This is a genomic window from Kiritimatiellia bacterium (assembly GCA_018001225.1).
In the GTDB taxonomy this organism is placed as follows: domain Bacteria; phylum Verrucomicrobiota; class Kiritimatiellia; order CAIQIC01; family JAGNIJ01; genus JAGNIJ01.
Genome location: JAGNIJ010000057.1, coordinates 1 through 21,593, shown reverse-complemented (window position 1 = coordinate 21,593; position 21,593 = coordinate 1). Strand labels below are relative to the sequence as shown.

Genomic DNA, 21,593 nt, shown 5'->3' with positions numbered 1-21,593 from the left:
AAGAACGCCCGCGGGACCCTCGCCATGGCGCCCACCCCGGATCCGCATAGCGCGACCGCGCAGTTCTTCATCAACGTCGCGGACAACGCCTTCCTGGATCACACGTCGCCCGACTCGCGCGGCTTCGGTTACTGCGTCTTCGGCCGCGTGGTCGAGGGCATGGACGTGGTGGACCAGATCAAGGCGGTCCGCACCGGCCAGGCCGGCCCGCACGGCGACGTGCCGGTGGAGCCGATCGAGATCGTGGAAGCCGTCCGCCTGCCCTAGGGCTTCTTCTGTAGCGGCGGCTCGGCGAGCCGCCTCCGCGCTTCGCAGAAGCGCGTCTACAGCATTCTTCAGGACGGAAGGCGGGACTACATGGCGAACATGAAGAGTAAGAAGTACTGGGTCGGCTTCGACCTGGGCGGCACGAAGATGATGGCCACGGTCTTCAACGAGCGCTTCAAGGCGCTGGCGTCGGAGAAGGTCAAGACCCGCGCGCAGAGCGGCGCCCGGCAGGTGCTGTCCCGCCTGCTGGACACCGTCCAGGCCGCGGTGGGCGAGGCGCATCTCAAGATGTCCGAGATCTCGGGCATCGGCGTGGGATGCCCGGGCCCGCTGGACCTCGACCGCGGCATCATCCTGACCGCGCCGAACCTCGGCTGGCGCAACGTGCCGCTGAAGAACACGCTGGAGAAGAGGTTCGGTTGTCCGGCGACCATCGCGAACGACGTGGACGCCGGCCTGTACGGCGAGTACCGGTTCGGCGCGGCGCGGAAGGCCCGCTGCGCGCTGGGAGTCTTCCCGGGCACGGGCCTGGGCGGCGCCTGCGTCTACGAGGGGAAACTGTTCCGGGGCAAGAAGGGCTCCTGCATGGAGATCGGCCACATCCCGGTCGAGCCGGACGGCCGGCTGTGCGGGTGCGGCCAGCGGGGCTGCCTGGAGACCATCGCCAGCCGGCTGGGCATCGCGGCCGAGGCGGCCATGGCCGCGCACCGGGGCGAGGCGCCGCACCTGCTGGGCCTCGCGGGCACCGATATCGGGGCCATGAAGAGCGGCGCGCTGGCCAAGGCGATCGAGGCGGGCGACGGGGTGGTCGAGCAGATCGTGCGCCACGCGGCGCAAAAGCTCGGGATCGCGCTCGCAGGCGTGGTGAACCTCCTGGCCCCGGACGTCCTCGTCCTGGGCGGCGGCCTGGTCGAGGCCATGCCCAGCCTGTTCCTCGGCGAGGTCCGCCGGGCGATCGAGGACGGGGCGATGGCGATGTATGCCGACGACCTGAAGATCGCGCCCGCCCGCCTCGGCGACGCGGCGACGGCCATGGGCGCCGCCGCGCTGATCGCCGCCGCGGTCGAGGCCCGGGAGGAAGAGGACTCATGAGCCCGGACCCGGTCGCGCCTCCCGAGGCCCCCGCGCCGCCGCGCAACGTCCGGATGGCCGCTGTCATCGACATCGGCGCCACGGCCATCCGCATGGAGATCGCCGAGATCGACGACCAGGGCGGCGTCCGCAAGCTGGACAGCCTCTCGCAGGGCGTCCAACTGGGCAAGGACACGTTCACCCGCGGCCGGATCCAGCAATCCACGATCCAGGAATGCGTGGATATCCTCAAGGGATTCCGGCGGGTCATGGACGAGTACGGCATCACGAAACCGGAGCAGGTCCGGGCCGTGGCGACGAGTTCGGTGCGCGAGGCGCAGAACCGGGACACCTTTCTCGACCGCATCTACATCACCACGCGCATCAACGTGCGGGCGATCGACGAGGCGGAGGAGAACCGGCTGACCTTCATGGCGGCGCAAACCGTCCTGGCGGACGAGCCCGAGCTGGAGACCGGCTCGCTGCTGGTCGCCGACGTGGGCGGGGGCAGCACGGAATTGCTGCTGCTGCAGGAGGGGCACATCGTCTTCTCGGATTCGTACCGGCTGGGCTCGCTCCGGATGCGCGAGACACTGGAGACCCACCGCGCGACCACCGAGCGCGTGCGGACGATCCTCGGGCAGCACATCCAGCGGCTGGTCGAACAGGTCGTGCGCAACCTGCCGGTGGCCACGGTCCCGGTCCTGGTCGCCATGTCCGGCGACGCGCATTTCGCCGCCGCGCAGCTTTGCCCCGACTGGTCCGAGCGGAAGACGGCGCGCCTGGACTACAAGGCCCTCGCGGCCTTCAACGACAAGCTGCTGCCGGTCAGCGTCGCGAAGATCGTGGGCAAGTACCAGCTCACCTACCAGGAGGCCGAGACCGTCGGCCCCGCCCTGCTGGTCTACCAGCACCTCGCGCGGGCGTTCAAGGCGGAGCACATCCTCGTGCCCAAGGCCAGTTTCCGGGACGGCCTGCTCAAGGAGATGACCCTGCGCGGCTACTGGACCGGCTCGTTCGCCGACCAGGTGCGGCATTCCGCCGTGGCCCTGGCGGAGAAGTACAACGTGGACGCCGCCCACGCCGCGCACGTGGCGGACCTGTGCGTGCGGCTGTTCCGGGAGCTGCAACCCGAGCACCAGCTGGACCAGCGGTACGAACTGCTGCTCGAGGTGGCCGCGCGGCTCCACGAGGTCGGCGGCTTCATCAGCAGCCGCAGCCACCACAAGCACTCGCTCTACATCATCCAGCACAGCGACCTGTTCGGCCTGACGCGCGAGGACTTGGCCATCGTCGCCCTGGTCTCCCGCTACCACCGGCGCGCCCTGCCCGCCGCGACGCACCCCGAGTACATGGCGCTCGGGCGCGACGACCGGATCACGGTGTCGAAGATGGCCGCGCTGCTCCGCGTCGCCGACGCCCTGGAGCGCAACCACCTGCAGCAGGTCCGGGACGTGGAATTCGTGCGCGAGCCGGGCCAGTTCGTCATCCGCGTGCGCAACGTGGAGGACCTGACCCTCGAGCGCCTGGCCCTCAAGGAAAAGGGCGCCCTGTTCGAGGAGGTCTACGGCCTGCCGGCGGTCCTGAAGGAAGAGCGGTTCGCCGACCCGGAGGCGCGCGATGGCGTCTAAGCCCGACCGGTTCTTCAACCGGGAGTTGAGCTGGCTCGCCTTCAACCGGCGCGTGCTGGAGGAGGCGCAGGACGCCTCTCTGCCGCTGCTGGAGCGCCTGAAGTTCCTGGCGATCACCGGCTCGAACCTCGACGAGTTCTTCATGATCCGGGTCGGCGGCCTGCAGCAGCTGCGGGCGCAGGGCTGGGACGGCGCGGACGCCTCCGGGCTGACGGTGAAGGAGCAACTCGCCGAGATCGGCCAGGCCGTGCGCGCCCTGATGGCGGACCAATACGCGTGCCTGCTGAACGACCTCGATCCGCGGCTCGCCGAGCAGGGCATCCGGCGCGTGGAGCGCAGCACCCTGACGCCCGAGCAGGACGCCTACCTGGAGACCGTGTTCGAGCACGAGATCTTCCCCATCATCACGCCCATGGCCGTGGATATCGAGGAGCCGTTCCCGCTGCTCCCCGGGCTCGGGCTGAACCTGTGCGTCCGGCTCAAGGCCGTCCGCGGCGCCGAGATGCCGCGCTTCGCCGTGATCCCCCTGCCCCGCGGCCTCGCTCGGTTCGTCACCGTGCCCACCGGGGCCGGCTTCCACTATCTTCCGATCGAGGACCTGGCGACGGCCTTCCTGGACCGCGTCTTTCCGGGCGAGCCGATCCTGGAGAGCGTGCCCTTCCGCATCACGCGCAACGCGGACTTGAGCGTGAGCGAGGACGCCGCCGGCGACCTGCTCTCGCAGATGAAGGAAGTCCTCACCGAGCGCAAGCGCAGCCCGTGCATCCGGCTCGAGATCGGCGGGAAACCGTCGGACATCCTGCTCGGTTTCCTGCGCAGCGCGCTCGACCTGTCGGACCAGGAGGTCTACCCCGCGCCCGGCCCGCTGGACCTCGCGGCGTTTTTCCGGCTCGCGGGCATGACCGGCTTCGATCCCCTGAAGATCGAGGACTGGCCGCCCCAGGCGCCGGCGGACCTCCCGCCGCAGGAGCCGATGTTCGACCTCCTCGCGCGGCGCAGCGTGCTGCTCTACCACCCGTACGACAGCTTCGACCCGGTGGTGCGCCTGATCGAGGAGGCGGTGAACGATCCCAACGTCCTCGCCATCAAGCAGATCCTGTACCGCACCAGCGAGAGCAGCCCGGTGGTCGCCGCCCTGGCGCGCGCGGCGGACCGCGGCAAGCACGTGACCGTGGTGGTGGAGCTCAAGGCCCGCTTCGACGAGGCGCGCAACATCGGCTGGGCCACGGCGCTCGAGCACGCCGGCGTCCAGATCATCTACGGGCTCAAGGGGCTCAAGACCCACGCCAAGATCTGCATCATCGTCCGGCGCGAGCCCGGCGGCATCCGCCGCTACGTGCACTTCGGGACCGGCAACTACAACGAGAAGACCGCGCGCCTCTACAGCGATATCAGCTTCATGACCGCCGACGAGGACTACGGCGCCGACGCGTCCTCGTTTTTCAACACCATCACCGGCTACTCGCAGCCCGTCCGCTACCGCAAGCTCGAGGCCGCCCCCATCGGCCTGCGCGACCGGCTCCTCGATCTGATCCAGAACGAAATCGAACGCTCGAAACAAGGCCAGCCCGCCCGGATCATGGCCAAGCTCAACTCCCTGGCCGATCCCGACCTGATCCAGAAACTCTACGAGGCCTCGAAGGCCGGCGTGAAGATCGAGCTCAACGTGCGGGGCATCTGCTGCCTGCGCCCGGGGGTGGCGGGCTTGAGCGAGAACATCGCCGTGATCAGCATCCTGGACCGCTTCCTGGAGCACAGCCGCATCTTCTACTTCCACAACGGCGGCGAGGAGCTCGTCTTCATCTCCAGCGCCGACTGGATGCCGCGCAACCTCGACCGGCGGGTCGAACTGCTCGTCCCGGTCGAGGACCCGGCGTGCCGCGCCCGGCTGGTTTCGATCCTGGAGACCAGCCTGCAGGACAACGTCAAGGCGCGGCGGCTGCTCCCGGACGGGACGTACGAGCGCCTGGCGCCGCCGGCGAAGAAGAAGGCCGTGCGCAGCCAGGAGGTCTTCTATCGCCGGGCCGTCGAGGCCGCGAAGGCCGCGGCCTCCGCGGGCGGCCCGGTCTTCGAGCCCCACCGCCCGGCGGGCGCCCAGCCCTGACATGAACGCGTCCCCTCTCCAGCCGCCGCCGGAGTCCTTCGCCGATTTCGTGCGCCGGCACGCGCGGGCGCAGGCGGAGGTCATCCGGCAGACCGAGGACGGTGTGCGGGCGGGGCTCGAGGGCCCGCTGCACGACATGCGGGTGGCCATCCGGCGGCTGCGCACGCTCCTGCGGGCGTTCCGCAAGCCGCTGGCCGCGACGCGGGCCGCAACGGTGGAAGCGGGCTACGCGGAGCTGCTGAAAGAGCTGGGGCCCGCCCGCGACACGGACGTCTGGATGCTATTCCTGAAGCGCCATTCCGTCCTGCGGCGCGGGGCGTCGGCCCGCTTCCTGGCCGCGCAGGCGAGGGAAAAAGCCCGCCGGCAGCAACAGGTCCGGGCTCGGCTGGAAGGCGCTGAATATGGCGCGCTGAAAACGGAGCTCACGCGGCTGATCGACGAGGATCTCAAGCCCGGCACGCGACGCGTCCGTGACCGCCCGGCCGCGGACCTCGGCCGCCGGGCGCTGGGCAAGGCGCTGAAGCGGATCCACCGCCGCGCGCGCGGCCTGCCGGACCTGCCGCCCGAGAAGATGCACCGCCTGCGCATCGCCTGCCGCAAGGCGCGTTACATGGCCGAGTTCCTCTCCGGCGCGTGGGACGCGCCGCTGGACGCGCTGGCCCGGCGGTTCAAGGCCATCCAGGACGTCCTCGGCGACGTCCACGACCAGGACGTGTACCTCGCCCACCTGCGGACCTGCCGCCCCCGCCCCCCGGCGCGCATGATCCGGTCGATCCATCTCCAGCGCGAACAGGACCGGCTCCGTTTTGAAGAGGACTGGGCCCGCTTCATGCGGCCCCGCTACCAGCGCAAGCTGGACCGGATCCTGGCCCCGCGCGGGACGGCCTGATCCGAGGGGGTGGCCATACTTTGCAAAGTATGGCCGCCCCCCCCTGGTTGCCCGCGGCCGACCGGATTCGCCCTGTCCCGGCCGGGTTTGCCCTTGAATCCGCGAAGGCGGAAGAGCAGATTCATGTGCGCACCATGAGCAAGGCCAGGGACACAACCGCGGTGCCGGCCGGATCGCAGGCCACGGCCGGGAAGTATCCCGGCAAGGGCTTCCACATCGGCGAGTACGTTATCACGGACTTCCTCGGGCACGGCTCGATGGCCTCGGTCTACCTCGCCACGGACAGCACGGGCCACGAGGTGGCCCTCAAGATCTTCCAGGAAGGGCCCGGCGTGTCGGCCACCATGCTCGAGCGGTTCCGCCGCGAGGCGGAGGCGTCCAAGAAGCTGCGGCGGCATCCCAACATCATGCCGATCTACGGGACGGGCCGCGACGGGCCCTATCACTACATCGCGATGGAATCCATCCGCAACAGCCGCACGCTGGAGGCCGCGCTGGAGTCCACCCCGATGAGCCTGATGCGCGTCGTCGAGATCGCGATCCGCATCGCCCGCGCCCTGCAGTACGCCCACACGCACAACATCGTGCACCGCGACGTCAAGCCGACCAACATCATGATCGACGAGTTCGAGGAGCCGCTCCTCTCCGATTTCGGCGTGGCGGAACTGATGGACTGGCCCTCCTGCACGCTCACGGGCGCCCTGACGGGCACGCCGCTGTACATGTCGCCCGAGCAGGCCCGGGGCGAGCGGGTCGGCCCGGCCAGCGACATCTACTCGCTGGGCGTGGTGCTGTACGAGGCGGTCACCGGCGTGATGCCTTACGGCATCCAGCACGGGTCGCCGGTGAAGGAGGTGCTCGAGTCGGTAAAGAACGAGTTGCCGCGCCGGCCGCGGCTGTTCCGCAAGGAGATCCCGCCCGACCTCGAGGCGGTGCTGTTCAAGGCCCTGGAAAAGGAGCCGGGAGACCGCTATGTCGACGCCGAGGCCTTCGCCCGCGACCTCGAGCGGGTCCAGGCCGGGCGCCGCGTGAGCGCCCATCGCTTCTCGATCTGGGCCTACCTGCGGCACCTGGCCCGTCGTTACCGGCAGCCGCTGCTCATCCTGCTGGCCATGCTGGCGCTCCTGTCCGGCGCCGGGCTGCTGTTCCGGCAGCGGCTGCTGCGGACGCGCTTCGAGGAGGTCGTGCGCCGGGCCCAGCTGAAGAACGCCCTGTACATGCTGGCCGAGGCGGAGAGCGGGGGCGACTTCGAGCGGGAAACCCCGCGGGCGTGGAACGACATCCGGATGGCGCGCAAGGCCATGATTGGAAGCGACTGGACGTCCGCCCGCGACGGGTTCCGCGCGGCGGCGGACATCAGCCGCTCGCTGGGCGACACGCGGACGGCGGCCATCGCGGAGCTCGACCAGGCGCGGTGCGAGATCATGCTGAACAACCGCCGCGGCGCCCAGGCGCTGTACCACCGCATCCTGACCAACCCGGACGCCTCGCCGGCCATCGCCAACATGGCCCAGCTCGAGTACATCGAACTGGCCCTGCTCGAGGGCGACCGCGCGCGAGCCCTCGAGGTGCTGATGCTGCGCGCACCGCCCGCGGAGGGGCCGATCCGGACGGCCATCCAGGGGCTCTCCGGCGATCTCTCGAGCCGCCGGGTGGCCGAAGACGTGGAAGACATGCAGCACCCGTTCCAAAACGACGCCTACGTCGCCGCGGCGATCCGCGCCTACCTCGACGGCGAGAACCGCCTGGCCGCCGGGTACATCAAGCGGGCGCTCCAGGTTTCCTCGCCGCCCTCCGAGTGGCCCGCGCCCTTCGCGCGGCTTTTGTTCAACGAGGTGGACCGGTGAAGCCATGAACACACACTCCCCCGCCCATCGCCGGCACGGATTCACGCTGCTCGAGCTGCTCGTGGTCGTCCTGCTCCTGTCCGTCGGCGTCGCCTGGGGCCTCCACCACCTGAAGCACGGCCGGCTCACGCGGCGCTGCGCGGAACAGCTCTGGCAAATCTACACCGCCCTGGAGATGTACGAGATCGACCGCGGCACGCTGCCCCGGCTGGCGTTCTTCCCGAACGATCCCAAGCAGGACGCCGACAGCCTGGTGACGGTGATCCGGCCCTACACGGCGGGCGAAGGATTGACGGTCTGCCCGGCCCTGCCGGCGGCGCAGCGCGCCCTGGGCCTGACCTATGTCTGGAACGTGGAAAACAACGGGCGCAAGCTGCACCCGCCGGGCGTCCCCAAGTGGATGCTGGTGGAAATCAGCGCCCTCTCGGAATCCGTGCCGCCTCCCCACCGCGGGCATTACCACATTCTCTACACGGACGGGCAGGTGGAACTGTCCGACAATCCCCCGGCCGACCTGCGCCGGCTGTAGCGGGTCCGGCCCGGCCGGGAGCCTACTGGATCGTGGACTTGGTCGTCTTGACGAGGACCTTCCAAAGCTGCTCCGGCGTTTCCGCCTCGAACAACTTATCGCGCGCCTCTTCCTTCTGGAAGGTCTGCGCCAGGCCGGAAAGCAGCTTCAGGTAGAACGCGCTGGCCGCCGTGGGAATGACCATGAAGAAGACGATCCTCGTCAAGCCCCGCCCCGGCCCGCCGAACCGGATGCCCTTGCGATGCAGGCCGAGCGACAGGGTCAGACCGCCGCCCTCGACGCCGCGGACGTGGGGAAAGGCCAGCCCGTGTTCCACGGCGGTGCTGACGATGGCCTCCCGCTTCAGGGCCTCCTCCTGCAGCCGGCCCGCGTCGTCCACGAACCCCTCCGCCTCCATCTTCCGGCACATCTCCGCGATCACGTCGTCGCGCTCCTGCGAGACCAATTGCGGGATCATCAGGTCGACCGAGGAGAACCGATCGATGCCGACCTTGGCCGGCTCGCTGCGGCGCTTCCGGCGCCCGACGTGGCGGGGCAGCGATTCGGGGTAGTACAGCATGCGCGCGCAGTTCGGGCAGTGGTGCAGCGAATCCGCGGCGTGGACGGCATGCACGAGGCTGACCGGCAGCGACATGCCGCAGGCCGAGCAGACCCCGTTGGCCACGGGCACGATGGCCAGCAGCCCCTTCTTTTCGATCTTCTGGTAGCGGACCGCGATATCCTGCGGGAGCTGTTGCATCAGCGTTTGAATCGCCGTGTCCAGTTGCGAGAGCCGGGCGCCCTGCATCGAGGCCTCCTGCTGGGCGCGGGCCACGCGGAGTTCCTGCAACTGGATCAAATGATTGATAACGCGGTGCATGCTTCCTTTCTTGTGCGCGGCAGCGATGACAACGGAATCGCTCATTCACGCCCTTCGCCTTCCGTCAGGGGACAGGCCGAGTGACGTTTGCTTTTACCAAATCTCCCCCCGGCGTGTAAAGACATTCCGGGGCGACCGAGCGCGCGGCGGCGCGGTTCAGCAACGGAAATAGGACGGCTCGCCGCCCGGCTTCCACTTGATGTTGCAGCCCAGGCTGGGTTTCTGGTCGGGCGGGACGGGGCGCCCGGCCAGGACGGCGTCCAGCGCGGCGCGCAGGTCGCGACCGGTCACCGGCTTGCCGTTTCCGGGCCGGCTGTCGTCGAGCTGGCCGCGATAGACCAGCTTCAGGTCGCCGCCGAAAAGGAAGAAATCCGGCGTACAGGCGGCGGTGTAGGCCTTGGCCACGTCCTGGCTTTCGTCGTGGCAGAACGGGAAATTGAACTCGAGCTCGACGGCCATGGCCTTCAGGCTCTCCGGCGCGTCGTCGGGATACTTCTCCGCGTCGTTCGAGCTGACCGCCACGATCCCGACGCCCCGGTCCGCGTAGTCCCGCCCGATCCGCGCCAGCTCGCGCTCGATATGCTTGACGAAGGGGCAGTGCCGGCAGATGAACATCACCAACAGGGCCCGGCGGCCGGCGAAGGAGGCGAGGGAAACCGGCTTCCCGCTGACCACGTCGGGCAGCGTGGAATCCGGGGCGGGGGTTCCGAGCGGCAGCATCGTGGAAGGCGTGGCGACCATATAAGAATCTCCTTTCTTCTTACTTAACCATGTCCGGCGGCCGAATCAAGACCGGCTATCGAGTACGCTGCCCCACAGGTTGCAATGTTCACGGTGCTGTCATCCCGAACGAAGTGAGGGATCTCCAACGTGTTGGGCGCCATGGAGATCCCTCGCTACGCCCGGGATGACAGGATTCCTTTTCGCGCACCACGATTTCCGGAACACCGTGCTAGTAATCGCGATTCCAGTTCAACCGGAGCCCCTCGCGCAGCTGCGGGCTGCTGATGGTCTGCAGGCGCAGGGAACGGGACAGCTCGAATTCGACCAAGATCGAATCGCCCTCGCCCGCCAGGCTCTTCTCGCCCTCGACATACACGCGCTCGCCGAGATATTTCCCGACGGCGATCGAGGTCAGCGAGGGATCGTCGGCATCCTGCTTGATATCCAGCTGGTCCACGCGCAGCAGGTTCTGGCTCTTGCCGAGAATGTCGAACGTGCCGCCGCCCCCGCCGCCGCGCAGCAGGTTCAGGCCATAGGCGAGGCGCAGGGCCTGCAGCGCCGTGATGCCGTCCGCCTCGCGGTTGAACAGCAGCCGCGACATGATTTCATCCTCCGGCAGGGCCGGTTCGGAAGTGAGGGACCACGCGGGCGTATCCCAGGATCCGGCGAGCCCGAGCCGCGCCGTGATGCCCCCCGCCTCCACGCTGGCGCTGATGTCCAGCTGCGGGTCCGGAGGCGCGCGGCCGTCCAGGCTGATCAGGGCCCGGTCGAGCGCGAAGCGCCGGCCGAGAAACAGGAATCGGCCGCGCAGCACGTTGAACGATCCCAGGAACACCGGCTCGGCCAGGGTGCCGCCGACGCGCAGCCGGCCCTGCCACTCGGAGTCCAGGCCGCGCCCGCGGATGTACACGCGGGCCGGCGCGCGAATGTCGAGGTCCAGTTCCAGCGGCCGCGCCGGGCCGTTTGTGGCCGGCGTCCCCGGCGGCGCGCCCGGCCGGTTGATCTCCGTCACGTCGAGTTGCGGGATGGAGGCCGAAGGGCGCTCCACGGATTCGTAATCCAACTCGCGGATCTGCAGGCGGCCGGCCAGCCGGTGGCCGGCCATGGACCCGGCCAGCTTCACCTCTCCGTCGGCATCCAGCCGGAAGTGGTCCTCGCGGATCAGCGCCGCGTTGTCGAAGCGGATGTTCAACTCGTAGGGGAACCGGCGCGAGGGCGCGTAGTCCAGGTGCCCGGTGAGCTCCACGCGGCCTCCGAGCCCGTCCCGGGCCAAGGCCTGTGTGATGGTCAGGCGGACCAGGTCCGATTGGGCTTCGATGCCGATGTCCTGGAACACCAGGCCCAGGTCGAGGTCCTCATAGTAGCCATCCTGCAGTTCGAAAGACCCGTCGATATCCGGCGCATCCAGGCGGCCGCCGAACGTCAGGTCGGCCTTCAGCCGACCCCGGACCGCCCGATCCTCGAGAAACGACGCGGGCACCAGGCGGGCCAGGTCGGCGCCCGCGTGCAAGCGGCCGCTCAACGGGGCCGAACCGGGCAAACGGGCGGACCACGGCCGCAGGGACCACTGGAACGGAACCTGCAGGTCGCCCGAAACCGTGGCCGGCCCCGAGAGCGTCCACTCCGCGCGCAACATGCCGTTCGACGCGCGAACGCCGAGTTCCGCGTCCGCCGGCGCCAGGGGCAGGATCAGCGGCTCGCGGGGAAGCACGCCAGAGAAATACAGGCGCAGTTCCGCCTCCGGCTCCTCCATGCGGCCCCCGAGCGCGAGCTCTCCGGAGACCCGCCCCTTCAGGCCCGGCCCGCCCAGTTCCGCGAGCGCGACCAGCGGCAACCCGTCCAGCCGCGCCGAGGCCCGGAGGACGCCGCCGGTCAACGTCCCGGCGTCGACCTCCAGCCGACCCGGCCCGACCCGCCACGCCGTCGGCCCCCAGGCATACCCGCCCCCGCCCCATGCGATCCGCGCCGGTGTCTCGAGACCGAATTCGCCGCCGGCGAAGCGGCCGCCCAGCTCGCGCACGATCAGCACGGCGCCGGTGGCCGCGCCGTCCCAGCGGCCGGCCCCGTCCCACTCGAAGGATTGCGACAGGCGGCCCCGCGCGGAAGCGGACCATTCCACGCCGCGCCGTTCACCCTCCACGCGAAAGACCAGATTCGAAAGCGTCGCGCGGCTTGTTGATACGTCCTCGATCGCGATCTCCACGCGGCCGGTGGGATCCAGCCCGAACGGACAGAGGTCGGCTTCCACCCGCAGCCCCGCCGCGCCGGCCCACGGGCTGGTCAGCTGGAAACCCTCCCCGCGAATTCGCGCCCGCTGCGCACCGCCGTCCGGCACCAGGTCGACGTCCAGGTGCGCCTCGCCGCCGACGGGCCAGCCGAACCGGCCGGCGATATCCGAGACGTAAGGCAGGTCGGCGGAAAGGCGGCCGGTCGCCAGCCGCGTGGACGCCTCGAACTCCACGGCCCCCGTCACCGAGAGCGTCCCGGCGCGGAAATCGATGTCCGACATCCGGAGCCGACCCTCCCCGTACCGCACCGCCGCGCGGGCACTGAAGGACTCGTCCCCGCGCATGACGGTGGCGGAGACCTCGCCGGCCGGGCGCTCCGGAACATCCTGCAGCGAACCCTCGCCTTCCAACCGCCCGTAGGCGGCAGGCAGGAGTCCCCCGTTCAGGAAGACCCATTGGAAGCGCACGGCCCGCGGAGCCCGCGCGTCCAGCATGAACGAGGCGTCCAGTTGTCCCGCCCCTCCGGCTTCCGCCCGCAGTGCACCGGCGAAAGCCCGGGACGGCCCGCTCCCGCGCAACCGCGCGCGCAGCGGCGACGTAAGGCGCGACGGCAGGCGCCGCGCGAGCGGGCCGCGGGGATCGTCGACAAGCCCGGCCTGCATATGAAGCACGTCGCCGGACCACCGGGCCAGGATTCGAACGGAGCCCTGGAGTCCGTCGGTCCGCTCCGCCTCGAGCGCGCACCACAGGCCCGCCTGGGGATCCACTTGAGCCCGCCCCCGCGCGCGGAACCGGATCCGTTCTCCCGCCACGGCCTCGCCCAGAACGATCTCGTCCGCCCGCAGCCGATCCACGGCCAGGGCCGGCCAGCGGGCCGGGGAGGCCCTGGCCGGCCCACCCGTCCTTTCCGGCCGGCGCACGAGATGGACCGCCGCCGCGGCGCCCTCGCGAATCGTCCATCGGCGCGCCCACAGGTCCGGAATCGAAAGGCGGACGTGCAGCCCCGTGGCGGACAGCCATTCGCCCGCGGTGTCGGCGAGACGCAATTCCCGTACGCGGAGACGGTCCGGCCAGAGCACCTGCGCCCCGGAGACCGTGACCTGGAAGTCCGCCGAACTCCACCGACGGACTGCGGCCGCGGCCAGCCGGTCTCCGGCCCAGCGGGTCTGCAGCAGGACCGCGGCCCCGGCCGCCAGGAGGACCGTGGCGAGCAGGGCGCGGAGCGTCCACTTCAGGAATCCGCGTATGGCCGCGCGCGCGTTCATGTCAGAAGGCCTGCCCGATGCTCAAGTAAAACTGGTAATCCTCGTCGAGGTCCGGCCGGCGATCGAGCGGCACCGCGACGTCGAAGCGGGCGAGGCCGAACGATGTGTAGTAACGCCAACCGAGCCCGGCGCCCCACAGGTAGCGCTCGTCGAAGTCGGGGACCTTTTCCTCGAACGCCGTGCCACCGTCCGCGAACAGGACCAACCCCATGGTCCGGGTCGCCCGCCAGCGCAGTTCCAGCGAGGATTCCAGCAGCGAGCGTCCCCCAAGCGGGCTGTCGTCCTCGTTGAGCGGACCGACCGTCTGGTAGCCGTACCCGCGGATCGAGCCGCCCCCGCCGGCGTAGAAGCGTTCGTCGGCGGGCAGGTCGCCCCGCGAGGGCCCGATCAGGCTTCCGGCCGCGGTTCGGGCGGCCAGGACCAGCAGGGGCCGCTTCGAGAAGCTCCAGTACTTCGAGGCGGTCAGCCGGACGCGGAAGAACGCCATGCCGCCGTTCAGCAGGTCGTAGGTGGGCTCGCCCAGGAGGGTCCACCGGGCGCCGCGCGTCGGGTCGAGCAGGTCGTCGGAGGTGTCGCGGAGCAGGCGCGCGGGCAGGGACCACAGGAAGAACTCCTCGCGTTCCTCCTGCTCCACCTCGGAATACCGGAGCGCGAGGCCGGCCTGCGCGCGCAGCCGGCGGGGCAGTGCGCGCTCGAGCCCGCCCGACGCGCGTACCCAACGGCTGGTGTAGGCATCCCCTTCCTCCTGCTGGACCTTGAGATCCAGCAGCAGGTCCTGGTCGGTCCGGAGGAACTGCGGCCGGCGGAACGCGGCCTCCGCGTAGAGATTGAATTCGTTCACGCCGGCTTCGAGCTGGAGTTGCTCGGCTCCGCCGAACAGGTTCCGATGCAGCCACGAGGCGTGCGTCTCGGCGCCGCCGTCGGCGGTGTAGCCGACGCCCAGCTCCACGCGGCGGCGTTTGCGTTCCTTCAGCGTCACGGTCACGGGAGACTCGTCCCCGGACTCCGGCACGGCGCCCGATTCGATCGCCACGGCCGAGAACAGCCCGCCCCGGGCGAGGCTATCCCGGAAGGCATCCACCCGATCGATGTCATACCGTTCCCCCTCGCGCCACGGGACCAGCCGCTGTACGTACGACTCGCGCAGGCGGGTGAGGCCGCGCACGCTCACCGGGCCGAACCGGACCGGCGGACCCGGGTCCACGCGGAGGACGATGTCCGCGCGCTGCGCGGCGTGGTCCACCACGACGGACTGCTCCGCGAAGCGGGCCGCCGGGTAGCCGCCCGCCTGGAAGGCGCGGAGCACGCGGGCCTGGGCGTCGAGCACGGTTTGCGCCACGAGCGGCCGGTTGGTCTCAAGCCCCAGCCGCGCTGGGGACGCGGCGGCCGGGAGGCTCCCGGTGGTGACGCCGATGGATACGGATCGAACCAGGAACACCGGGCCCGTCTGCACCCGAAAAAGGACGCGATTTTTTTTCTTCCCGGCCGCGCAGGCGGCCTCGACCTCGGCGGCGTAATAGCCCCGGGCGCGGAGGGCGAGGCGCAGGGTATCGGTGTCCCGCTCTGCGCGGCGGCGCAGCAGGCGGATCGTGGGCGGCGGCCGGGCGTGGAGCTGCCAGGATTCCGACAGCAGGAGCAGATCGCGCCGCAAGGCGCGATCCGGCACGCCCTCGACACGGACGTCGTACCGGATCGCTTTTTCCTTTTGACCGCGCGCGGGGAGGCCGCCGGCGGCGAACAGGATGAGCGCGAGGACCGCCAGCGCCGGCAGCCGCCGCATGGCTATCGGGCAATTCACCCGCTCACGTCGGGCAAGAATCCGAACGGCCGAATGCATGAAACAAGAGGGAAACAGAACCCGCACCTTGAGCAAGCTTTTTCGATGCTCGAAATGGGGATGTGGAGGTTGTCCCGGTTTTCGGGATTCGACCGCTCAACATTGCACTCTCCCCGCGCGCCCGGCAACGGCAGGAGGGCCAGGCGCCGGGAATTCGCCAAGGCCCGGCAAGTCCTCCACAACGTGGGCCTCAACGGAAGTGTAGCATCAGCTTTCATTCTCACACTTATCGAAGTGTGATCATGATTTATATAGACGCATCCTATTATAAAAAAGCGTATTACGACTGATTTATCATGTATGCGAAAACAGATCTGATATCACACTTCGAAAAGTGTGATATTAAAAAATGAGGAAAAAAGAGCGCCGGGGGTTGGCAATAATCCGGGTTACGGGGCGGCCGCGCCGGACTGGAAACGCTCCGCGAGGGCCGGGTTGAGTTTCCGCCCTTTTTCGAAGGCGGCTTCCGCCTCGCTCACCCGGCCCGCGCCGGCATAAGCCCGGCTAAGCTGGAGATGGAAGAAGGGATCCCGCGGACGGCGCCGGCAGGCCTGCTCCAGGGCGTCGACGGCCTTGTCGAACTTCCCGCGCTGCAGGCGGACCATGCCGAGGCTGTACCAGGCGTTCACCATGGAAGGGCTCCGCCGGGTGAGGAGGTCGTACACGGCCTCGGCCTCCGGGTACCGGTTCACGGCCAGGAAAAAGGTGCCCGCCCCGATCAGTCTCGGGGAGACCCTGGCGCAAGAGGCGTTCTTGAGGGCCTCGTACTCCGAGTGGAAAAGGTCCCACCCCTCGCGTTGCAGGTCGGTGTTGTTCAGCCAGGCCCGGTTGGCCTCCGTCGCCCGCACGAGCAGCGCCGAGGTGCCGTCGAAGTAGGCCAGCGCCCAGCGCTTGCTGTCGAGCAACAGGCGCAGGAGCGGACCCGCGCCCGCCGCACCGCCGTTGATCAGCACCGATTCCGGCTCCCACTTCTTCTCCAGGCCGTCCCAGGCCTCGGCTTCGCCGTTCAGGCACCGGTTCAGCGCCTCGAAAAACTCGGGCCCGTGCAGGTCCGCGCGGGGATCCACGAACACCGGCCGGCCGGGTGCGATCCACGCGAGGTAGCTGCCGTCGGGGACGAGGTTGACCGTCTTCCCCGGGAAGCCGGACCGCGCGAGGACCCCGGCCGCCCCTTCCGGATAGAGGCCTTCCGCCACGCCGAGCTTGAACGTGGACGGCGAGCCGATGGCCTCGTAGAAGCCGCCGGAGACGATGGCCGACGCAGAGACGGCCGCGATCAGCAGGACCAGCAGCACGCCGGCGCCCTGCCACCACCCGGCCCGGGCTCCCAGCCGCGGCCGGATCTGCTCGCCCACGTAGGCCCCCGCCGCGGAGACGCTCAACGCGAGAAAGGGGAACGCCAGCAGCGCGAAGAACTCGACATGCCGCAGAGACCGGACGACGAGGAAGGCGCCCAGCACGGCCAGGCTGGTCTCGGCGATGGGCAGCTTCCGCTTCTCGACGATCAGCCCGACGGCGCCGACCAGCAGGGCCAGGGTCACGATGTTCTTGACGAAGAACGCGCGCTGGAACTGGAGGCTGAACGGCGAGATCCATTCCTGCACGAACGCAAAGACCACGTAGCTCCAGTCGCGGTACGTCTGGGAATAGGCCGCCGCACCGAAGGGATTCAGCAGGCTCACCAGCAGCGCCGCGGGAATCATGGCCGCCACCCAGCCCAGGGCCTTCTTGTCGGGCGCTTCGCGGTTCTCCTGCCACCGCTCGACGGTGAACAGCAGGAAGAGAATGGGGCCGAGGATGAAGCTGCCGTGCATGTTGGCCCAGAGCCACTGGACGGGGAGCAGGACCGCCGGCGCCCAGGGCCGGGAGTACCCGGAAAGCACCCGGATGAAGACCGCGGTGAACAGCAGCGCCGGCAGCACCGGGGACACGACGAAGCGAACGCTGATCAGCCACGCGCAGCCCAGCAACGCCAGGGCGGTGCCCACGGGCCCGGCCAGCCGGCGGGCGGGCCGGATCAGCAGGCCGAACGCCGCAACCAGGATCGCCACGTGCAAAAGAATGACCAGCGGGGCGCCGCCGAGGTTCCACAAGCCGTACAGCACGCGATCGTAAAGCCAGGACGTATTGATCCAGGGCTGGCCGGCGGCGGTGAACGTGAAAGCGTCGACCCGCGGGATCCCCTGCTCGGCAATGGCCCGCCCGGCGGCCAGCCGCATCCAGAAGCTGCCGTGGCCGATCGTGCGCACGCCCCAGAGCGCCAGCACGGCCAGGCTGACCCACGCCAGCCAGCCCCCGCCGAGCTTCTTGTTGTCTGCTTCCCGTGCCGGTTCATTCATGGGTGCGGTCCTCCAAGCTGCTTGTAACTCGGGTCATTCTGTGGGATGCGCGGCGCGGCGGCAAGAGGTAAAAAACGCGGACGGATACGGTTCGCCCAAGCCGGGCTCGCGCGCCGCCTCGGACCGGATCTGCTCGATATCCCGGGCGATCTGCTCGCGCAGCCGTTCCAGGCTGTCGAACCGGCGCACCTCCCGCAGCCGCCGGACAAAGAACACCTCCATGTCCCGCCCGTACAACTCGCCCCCGGCGAAATCCAGGAGGTGCACCTCCACGAGGTGGACGCCCGCCGACAGGCCCTCGTGCGGCTTCGTATCCAGGAAGGCCGCGCCCACCCACGCTCCGCCCTTCATCGCCGCGCGCACGGCATAGACGCCGGGCGGGGGGACCGCCTCGTTGTGCGGATCGAGGTTCGCGGTCGGAAAGCCCAGCCGGGTGCCGACCCGGCGCCCCGCCATCACGGTGCCCAGCAGGCTGTACGGCCGGCCCAGCATGACCCGGGCGTCCTCCAGCTTTCCCATCTGGACCGCGCGCCGGATGCGGGTGCTGGAGATCGGCTGCCCGTCCCACTCGACCGGGTCGACGACGACCGCCTGCAGCCCCCGCGCCGCCGTCCACCGGCGCAGCAACTCCGCGTCGCCGCGCCCGCGGTGTCCGAAGGTCCAGTTCGAGCCCACCACGAAGGCGCGGGCCCCCGGCCACGCCCCGGTCAGCCTGTCCAGGAACGGCTCGGGCTCGAGCGCGGCCAGCTCGGGCGTGAAGGGCAGCAGGAGGCAGCCCTCGACCCCGAGCTCGTGGAGCAGGCGGACCTTGTGCGGCGTGGAAGTCAGCGAAAGGGGCGCCTCGCGCGGCCGGAGGATCTTCATCGGGTGCGGATCGAAGGTCATCACCCAGGCCGTGCCGCCCAGGGCGGCGGCCCGGTCCAGGGCCGCGCGCACCACGCCCTGGTGCCCGCGGTGCACGCCGTCAAACGTCCCGATGGCCACGGTGGAGGGGCCGGGCACGCCAGACATGTCTTCCAGGTCCCTCCGCAGTTTCATCCCGGAGGTCCTTCCGCCAGCAGGCCATGCAACGGCAGGACCCGCTCCGCCACCTGGTCCTCGTTCATGCGTAGAATATCGTCCAGCGGCGCGGCGCTGTCCACCGTCAGCGCTCCGGATTGCGTGCGGCGCAGCGATTCCAGGAACGCCCCGCAGCCCAGCGCGCGGCCGATGTCGGCGCAGAGGGTCCGCACGTAGGTGCCCTTGGTGCACCGCAGGACGAAACGCGCCCGGGGCGGCTCGAACGCCAGCAGCCGGAACTCGTAGACGTGGATCAGGCGCGGCTCGCGCTCCACGGTCTGCCCCTTGCGGGCCAGCTTGTAGAGCGGGACGCCCTGCTTCTTGACGGCCGAGACCATCGGCGGCGTCTGCATGAGATCGCCCACCCGGCAGGCCATCTGCTGCTCCACCTGCGCCTGCGTCACGGAGGTCCAATCCGCCTCGGCCAGGACCTTCCCGTCCACGTCCTCCGTGTCCGTCGTCACACCCAGCTTCAGGGTGCCCTCGTAGGTCTTGTCGGAGGCCATCACGCGGTCGGACAGCTTGGTGCCGCGCCCGAGCAGGATGACCAGCAGGCCCGTGGCCATCGGGTCCAGGGTCCCGCCATGGCCGACCTTCCTGAAGCCGAAATGCCGGCGGACGGCGTCCACGACATCGTGCGAGGTCATGCCCGGGGGCTTGTCCACCAGCAGGAGCCCCTCCCACGGCTCGATGACGGGCGGGGGTCCGGAGTACCGGCCCGGCGGGGGGCGTCGCGAGGGGCCGTTCATGACGCCGGGCTCCCGGGCCCGCCGCCCTCGCCCAGCTCCCCGGCGTTCTCCATCTGGTGCAGGATGCCCAGCACCCGGTCGCCGCGCTCGATCGATTCATCCAGCTCGAAGGTGAGGCGGGGCGTGTACTTGAGGATCACGTGGCGATGCAGGATTTCCTGGATGTCGGCTCGGTGTTTTTTCAGGAGCTGGAGCATGTGCTCCCGCTCCCCGCGATGGTCCCGGATGGACACGCGCACGACCGCCGTCCTCAAGTCGCTGCCGACCTCGACCCCCGTGACCGTCACGGCGGTCAGGTCGAACCCGGCCTCGTTCACGACGCGGAACAGCGCGGCGGCCACCTCGCGCTTGAGCAGCTCGTTGACTCTGACCATGCGCTGATGACTCATGACCGGCTCCGGGAAGAGGGCGCCGCGGGGGACACGCCGGCGCGACGGCCTCGGTTTAAAGCGGCTGCTCGATCTTCTGGACTTCGTAACACTCGATGACGTCGCCCGGCTTGAAATCGGTGAAGCGATCCAGCCGGATGCCGCATTCCAGGCCCTCGCGGACTTCGGAGGCGTCGTCCTGGAACCGCTTCAAGGAGACCACCGCGCCCTCGTAGAGCACGTCGTCCGCCCGTTTCACGCGGGCGCGGGCATGGGACGTAATGCGGCCGTCCACGACCATGCAACCGGCCACGTTGCCTTTCTTGCCGATCTCGAAAACCTGCCGGATTTCGGCATGGCCGAGCACCTGCTCCTTGATCACGGGTTCGAGCAGCCCCGCCATCGCGTCGCGCACCTCGTCGAGCAGCTGGTAGATCACGCTGTAGAGCCGGATCTCCACGCCCTCCCGCTTCGCCAGGGCCCCGACGCCGTCCTCCTTGCTCACGTGGAACCCGACGACGATCGCGTCGGAGGCGCTGGCGAGGAGCACGTCGTTCCCCGTGATGTTGCCGACGCCCGCCAGCGCGATCCGGAGGGTGACCTTGTCGCTCTTGATCCCCGACAGCGCCTGCCGGATGGCCTCCAGCGAGCCCTGCACGTCGGCCTTCAGAACGAGCGCCAGCTCGGTGCGCGGTCGCGCCTCCGCCGGCTTGAGCAGGTCGTCCAGCGAGGCCCGGCGCGGCGCCGAAATGGCCTGGAGCCGGCTGGCGGCCTCCCGTTGTTCCGCGATGGCCCGCGCCTCGCGATCGTTCGCGTACACCAGGAATTCCATGCCGGGCTCCGGCACGCCGTTCAGGCCCAGGCACTTCACCGGCACCGACGGGCCCGCCGTCCGCACCTTGATGCCCTGGTCGTTGATCAGCGCCTTGATCCGCCCCCAGCAGCGGCCGCAAACCACGGCATCGCCCACCGAAAGCGTGCCCTCCTTCACCAGCAGGTTCGCCGTCGGACCGCTGCCGGCCTCGAGGCGCGCCTCGATCACAAACCCCCGCGCCGGCCGCCGCGTGTTGCCCTTGAGCTCCAGCATCTCGGCCTGGAGGAGGATCATTTCCAGCAGGTGGTCGATGCCTTCGCCCGTGGTCGCGCTGACCGGGCAGCAAATCGTCTGCCCGCCCCAGTCCTCGGGCGCCAGGCCCTCATGCTGGAGCTGGCGCTTGACGCGGTCCACGACGGCGGTCTTGAGATCGATCTTGTTGATGGCCACCATGATGCATACGCCGGCCGCCCGGGCATGCTGGAGCGCTTCCTTCGTCTGGGGCATCACCCCGTCATCCGCGGCCACCACCAGCACGGCGACGTCCGTCAGGTTCGCCCCGCGGGCGCGCATGGCCGTGAACGCGGCGTGGCCCGGCGTATCCAGGAACGTGATCGGATGCTCACGGTAGGTCACCATGTAGGCGCCGATGTGCTGCGTGATGCCGCCGTCCTCGGACTGCACCACCTTGCTGTGGCGGATGCGATCGAGGAGCGAAGTCTTTCCGTGGTCCACGTGCCCGAGGAACGTCACGACGGGCGGCCGGGGACGGATGTCCTCCGGGCGCGGCTCCTCGACCTTCGGCTCAACCTTCTTGACCGGCTTCGGCTCGGGCGCCTTTTTCTCGTGCTCGATCGAAGCGCCGTGCCGGGAGGCCAGTTGCTGCGCCACCTTGAACTCGATGCGCTCGTTGATCGACGCGAACACGTTCATCGTCATCAGCTCGGCGATCAACAGGTTGGGCTTCAGGCCCAGCTGCTCGGCGAACTCCTTGACGACGATGGGCCCCTTGAC

General features: G+C 69.5%; 16 protein-coding genes. 7 read left to right on the top strand and 9 right to left on the bottom strand.

The window, feature by feature from the left end; all coding sequences use genetic code 11:
- From KA248_14765 to KA248_14735, 7 genes are all read left to right on the top strand, one after another.
- On the top strand, positions 1-267 hold a 267-nt coding region (locus KA248_14765), incomplete at its 5' end, for a peptidylprolyl isomerase (protein MBP7831168.1).
- Positions 268-357: 90 nt separating this feature from the next.
- On the top strand, positions 358-1,359 hold the full coding sequence (locus tag KA248_14760) for an ROK family protein (GenBank protein MBP7831167.1): 1,002 nt from the start codon (positions 358-360) through the stop codon (positions 1,357-1,359).
- A gap of 53 nt (positions 1,360-1,412) precedes the next feature.
- Positions 1,413-2,969 carry an exopolyphosphatase gene (locus tag KA248_14755; protein ID MBP7831166.1) on the top strand — a complete coding sequence of 519 codons (1,557 nt, stop codon included), beginning with the start codon at positions 1,413-1,415 and terminating at the stop codon, positions 2,967-2,969.
- Positions 2,959-5,073, top strand: a complete 2,115-nt coding sequence (gene ppk1, locus KA248_14750) for a polyphosphate kinase 1 (protein MBP7831165.1) — start codon at positions 2,959-2,961, stop codon at positions 5,071-5,073. The genes KA248_14755 and ppk1 overlap by 11 nt, the downstream gene beginning before the upstream one ends.
- 1 nt (position 5,074) lies before the next feature.
- Complete coding sequence (locus KA248_14745) at positions 5,075-5,962, top strand: CHAD domain-containing protein (GenBank protein MBP7831164.1); 888 nt, start codon at positions 5,075-5,077, stop codon at positions 5,960-5,962.
- 134 nt (positions 5,963-6,096) lie between these two features.
- Positions 6,097-7,809 carry a serine/threonine protein kinase gene (locus KA248_14740; GenBank protein MBP7831163.1) on the top strand — a complete coding sequence of 571 codons (1,713 nt, stop codon included), beginning with the start codon at positions 6,097-6,099 and terminating at the stop codon, positions 7,807-7,809.
- A 4-nt stretch (positions 7,810-7,813) separates the two neighbouring features.
- On the top strand, positions 7,814-8,338 hold the full coding sequence (locus tag KA248_14735) for a prepilin-type N-terminal cleavage/methylation domain-containing protein (protein MBP7831162.1): 525 nt from the start codon (positions 7,814-7,816) through the stop codon (positions 8,336-8,338).
- Between the two features lie 22 nt (positions 8,339-8,360).
- Here the strand turns inward: KA248_14735 and KA248_14730 are convergent, their stop codons facing one another.
- From KA248_14730 to infB, 9 genes are all read right to left on the bottom strand, one after another.
- Positions 8,361-9,242, bottom strand: a complete 882-nt coding sequence (locus KA248_14730) for a PTS sugar transporter subunit IIA (GenBank protein ID MBP7831161.1) — start codon at positions 9,240-9,242, stop codon at positions 8,361-8,363.
- A gap of 111 nt (positions 9,243-9,353) precedes the next feature.
- Positions 9,354-9,938, bottom strand: a complete 585-nt coding sequence (locus tag KA248_14725; GenBank protein ID MBP7831160.1) for a thioredoxin family protein — start codon at positions 9,936-9,938, stop codon at positions 9,354-9,356.
- A gap of 211 nt (positions 9,939-10,149) precedes the next feature.
- Positions 10,150-13,413, bottom strand: a complete 3,264-nt coding sequence (locus KA248_14720) for a translocation/assembly module TamB domain-containing protein (GenBank protein MBP7831159.1) — start codon at positions 13,411-13,413, stop codon at positions 10,150-10,152.
- A gap of 1 nt (position 13,414) precedes the next feature.
- Positions 13,415-15,193, bottom strand: a complete 1,779-nt coding sequence (locus KA248_14715; GenBank protein ID MBP7831158.1) for a BamA/TamA family outer membrane protein — start codon at positions 15,191-15,193, stop codon at positions 13,415-13,417.
- A gap of 446 nt (positions 15,194-15,639) precedes the next feature.
- On the bottom strand, positions 15,640-17,589 hold the full coding sequence (locus tag KA248_14710) for a tetratricopeptide repeat protein (protein ID MBP7831157.1): 1,950 nt from the start codon (positions 17,587-17,589) through the stop codon (positions 15,640-15,642).
- 33 nt (positions 17,590-17,622) lie between these two features.
- Positions 17,623-18,627 carry a riboflavin biosynthesis protein RibF gene (gene ribF / locus KA248_14705; protein MBP7831156.1) on the bottom strand — a complete coding sequence of 335 codons (1,005 nt, stop codon included), beginning with the start codon at positions 18,625-18,627 and terminating at the stop codon, positions 17,623-17,625.
- Positions 18,624-19,397: a tRNA pseudouridine(55) synthase TruB gene (gene truB / locus KA248_14700; protein ID MBP7831155.1), complete on the bottom strand. Its 774-nt coding sequence runs from the start codon at positions 19,395-19,397 to the stop codon at positions 18,624-18,626. The genes ribF and truB overlap by 4 nt, the downstream gene beginning before the upstream one ends.
- Positions 19,394-19,786, bottom strand: a complete 393-nt coding sequence (gene rbfA, locus KA248_14695) for a 30S ribosome-binding factor RbfA (GenBank protein MBP7831154.1) — start codon at positions 19,784-19,786, stop codon at positions 19,394-19,396. Before rbfA ends, truB begins: the two co-directional genes overlap by 4 nt.
- Positions 19,787-19,841: 55 nt before the next feature.
- Positions 19,842-21,593 (bottom strand): translation initiation factor IF-2 (gene infB, locus KA248_14690; protein ID MBP7831153.1); only part of this gene is annotated, 1,752 nt, incomplete at its 5' end.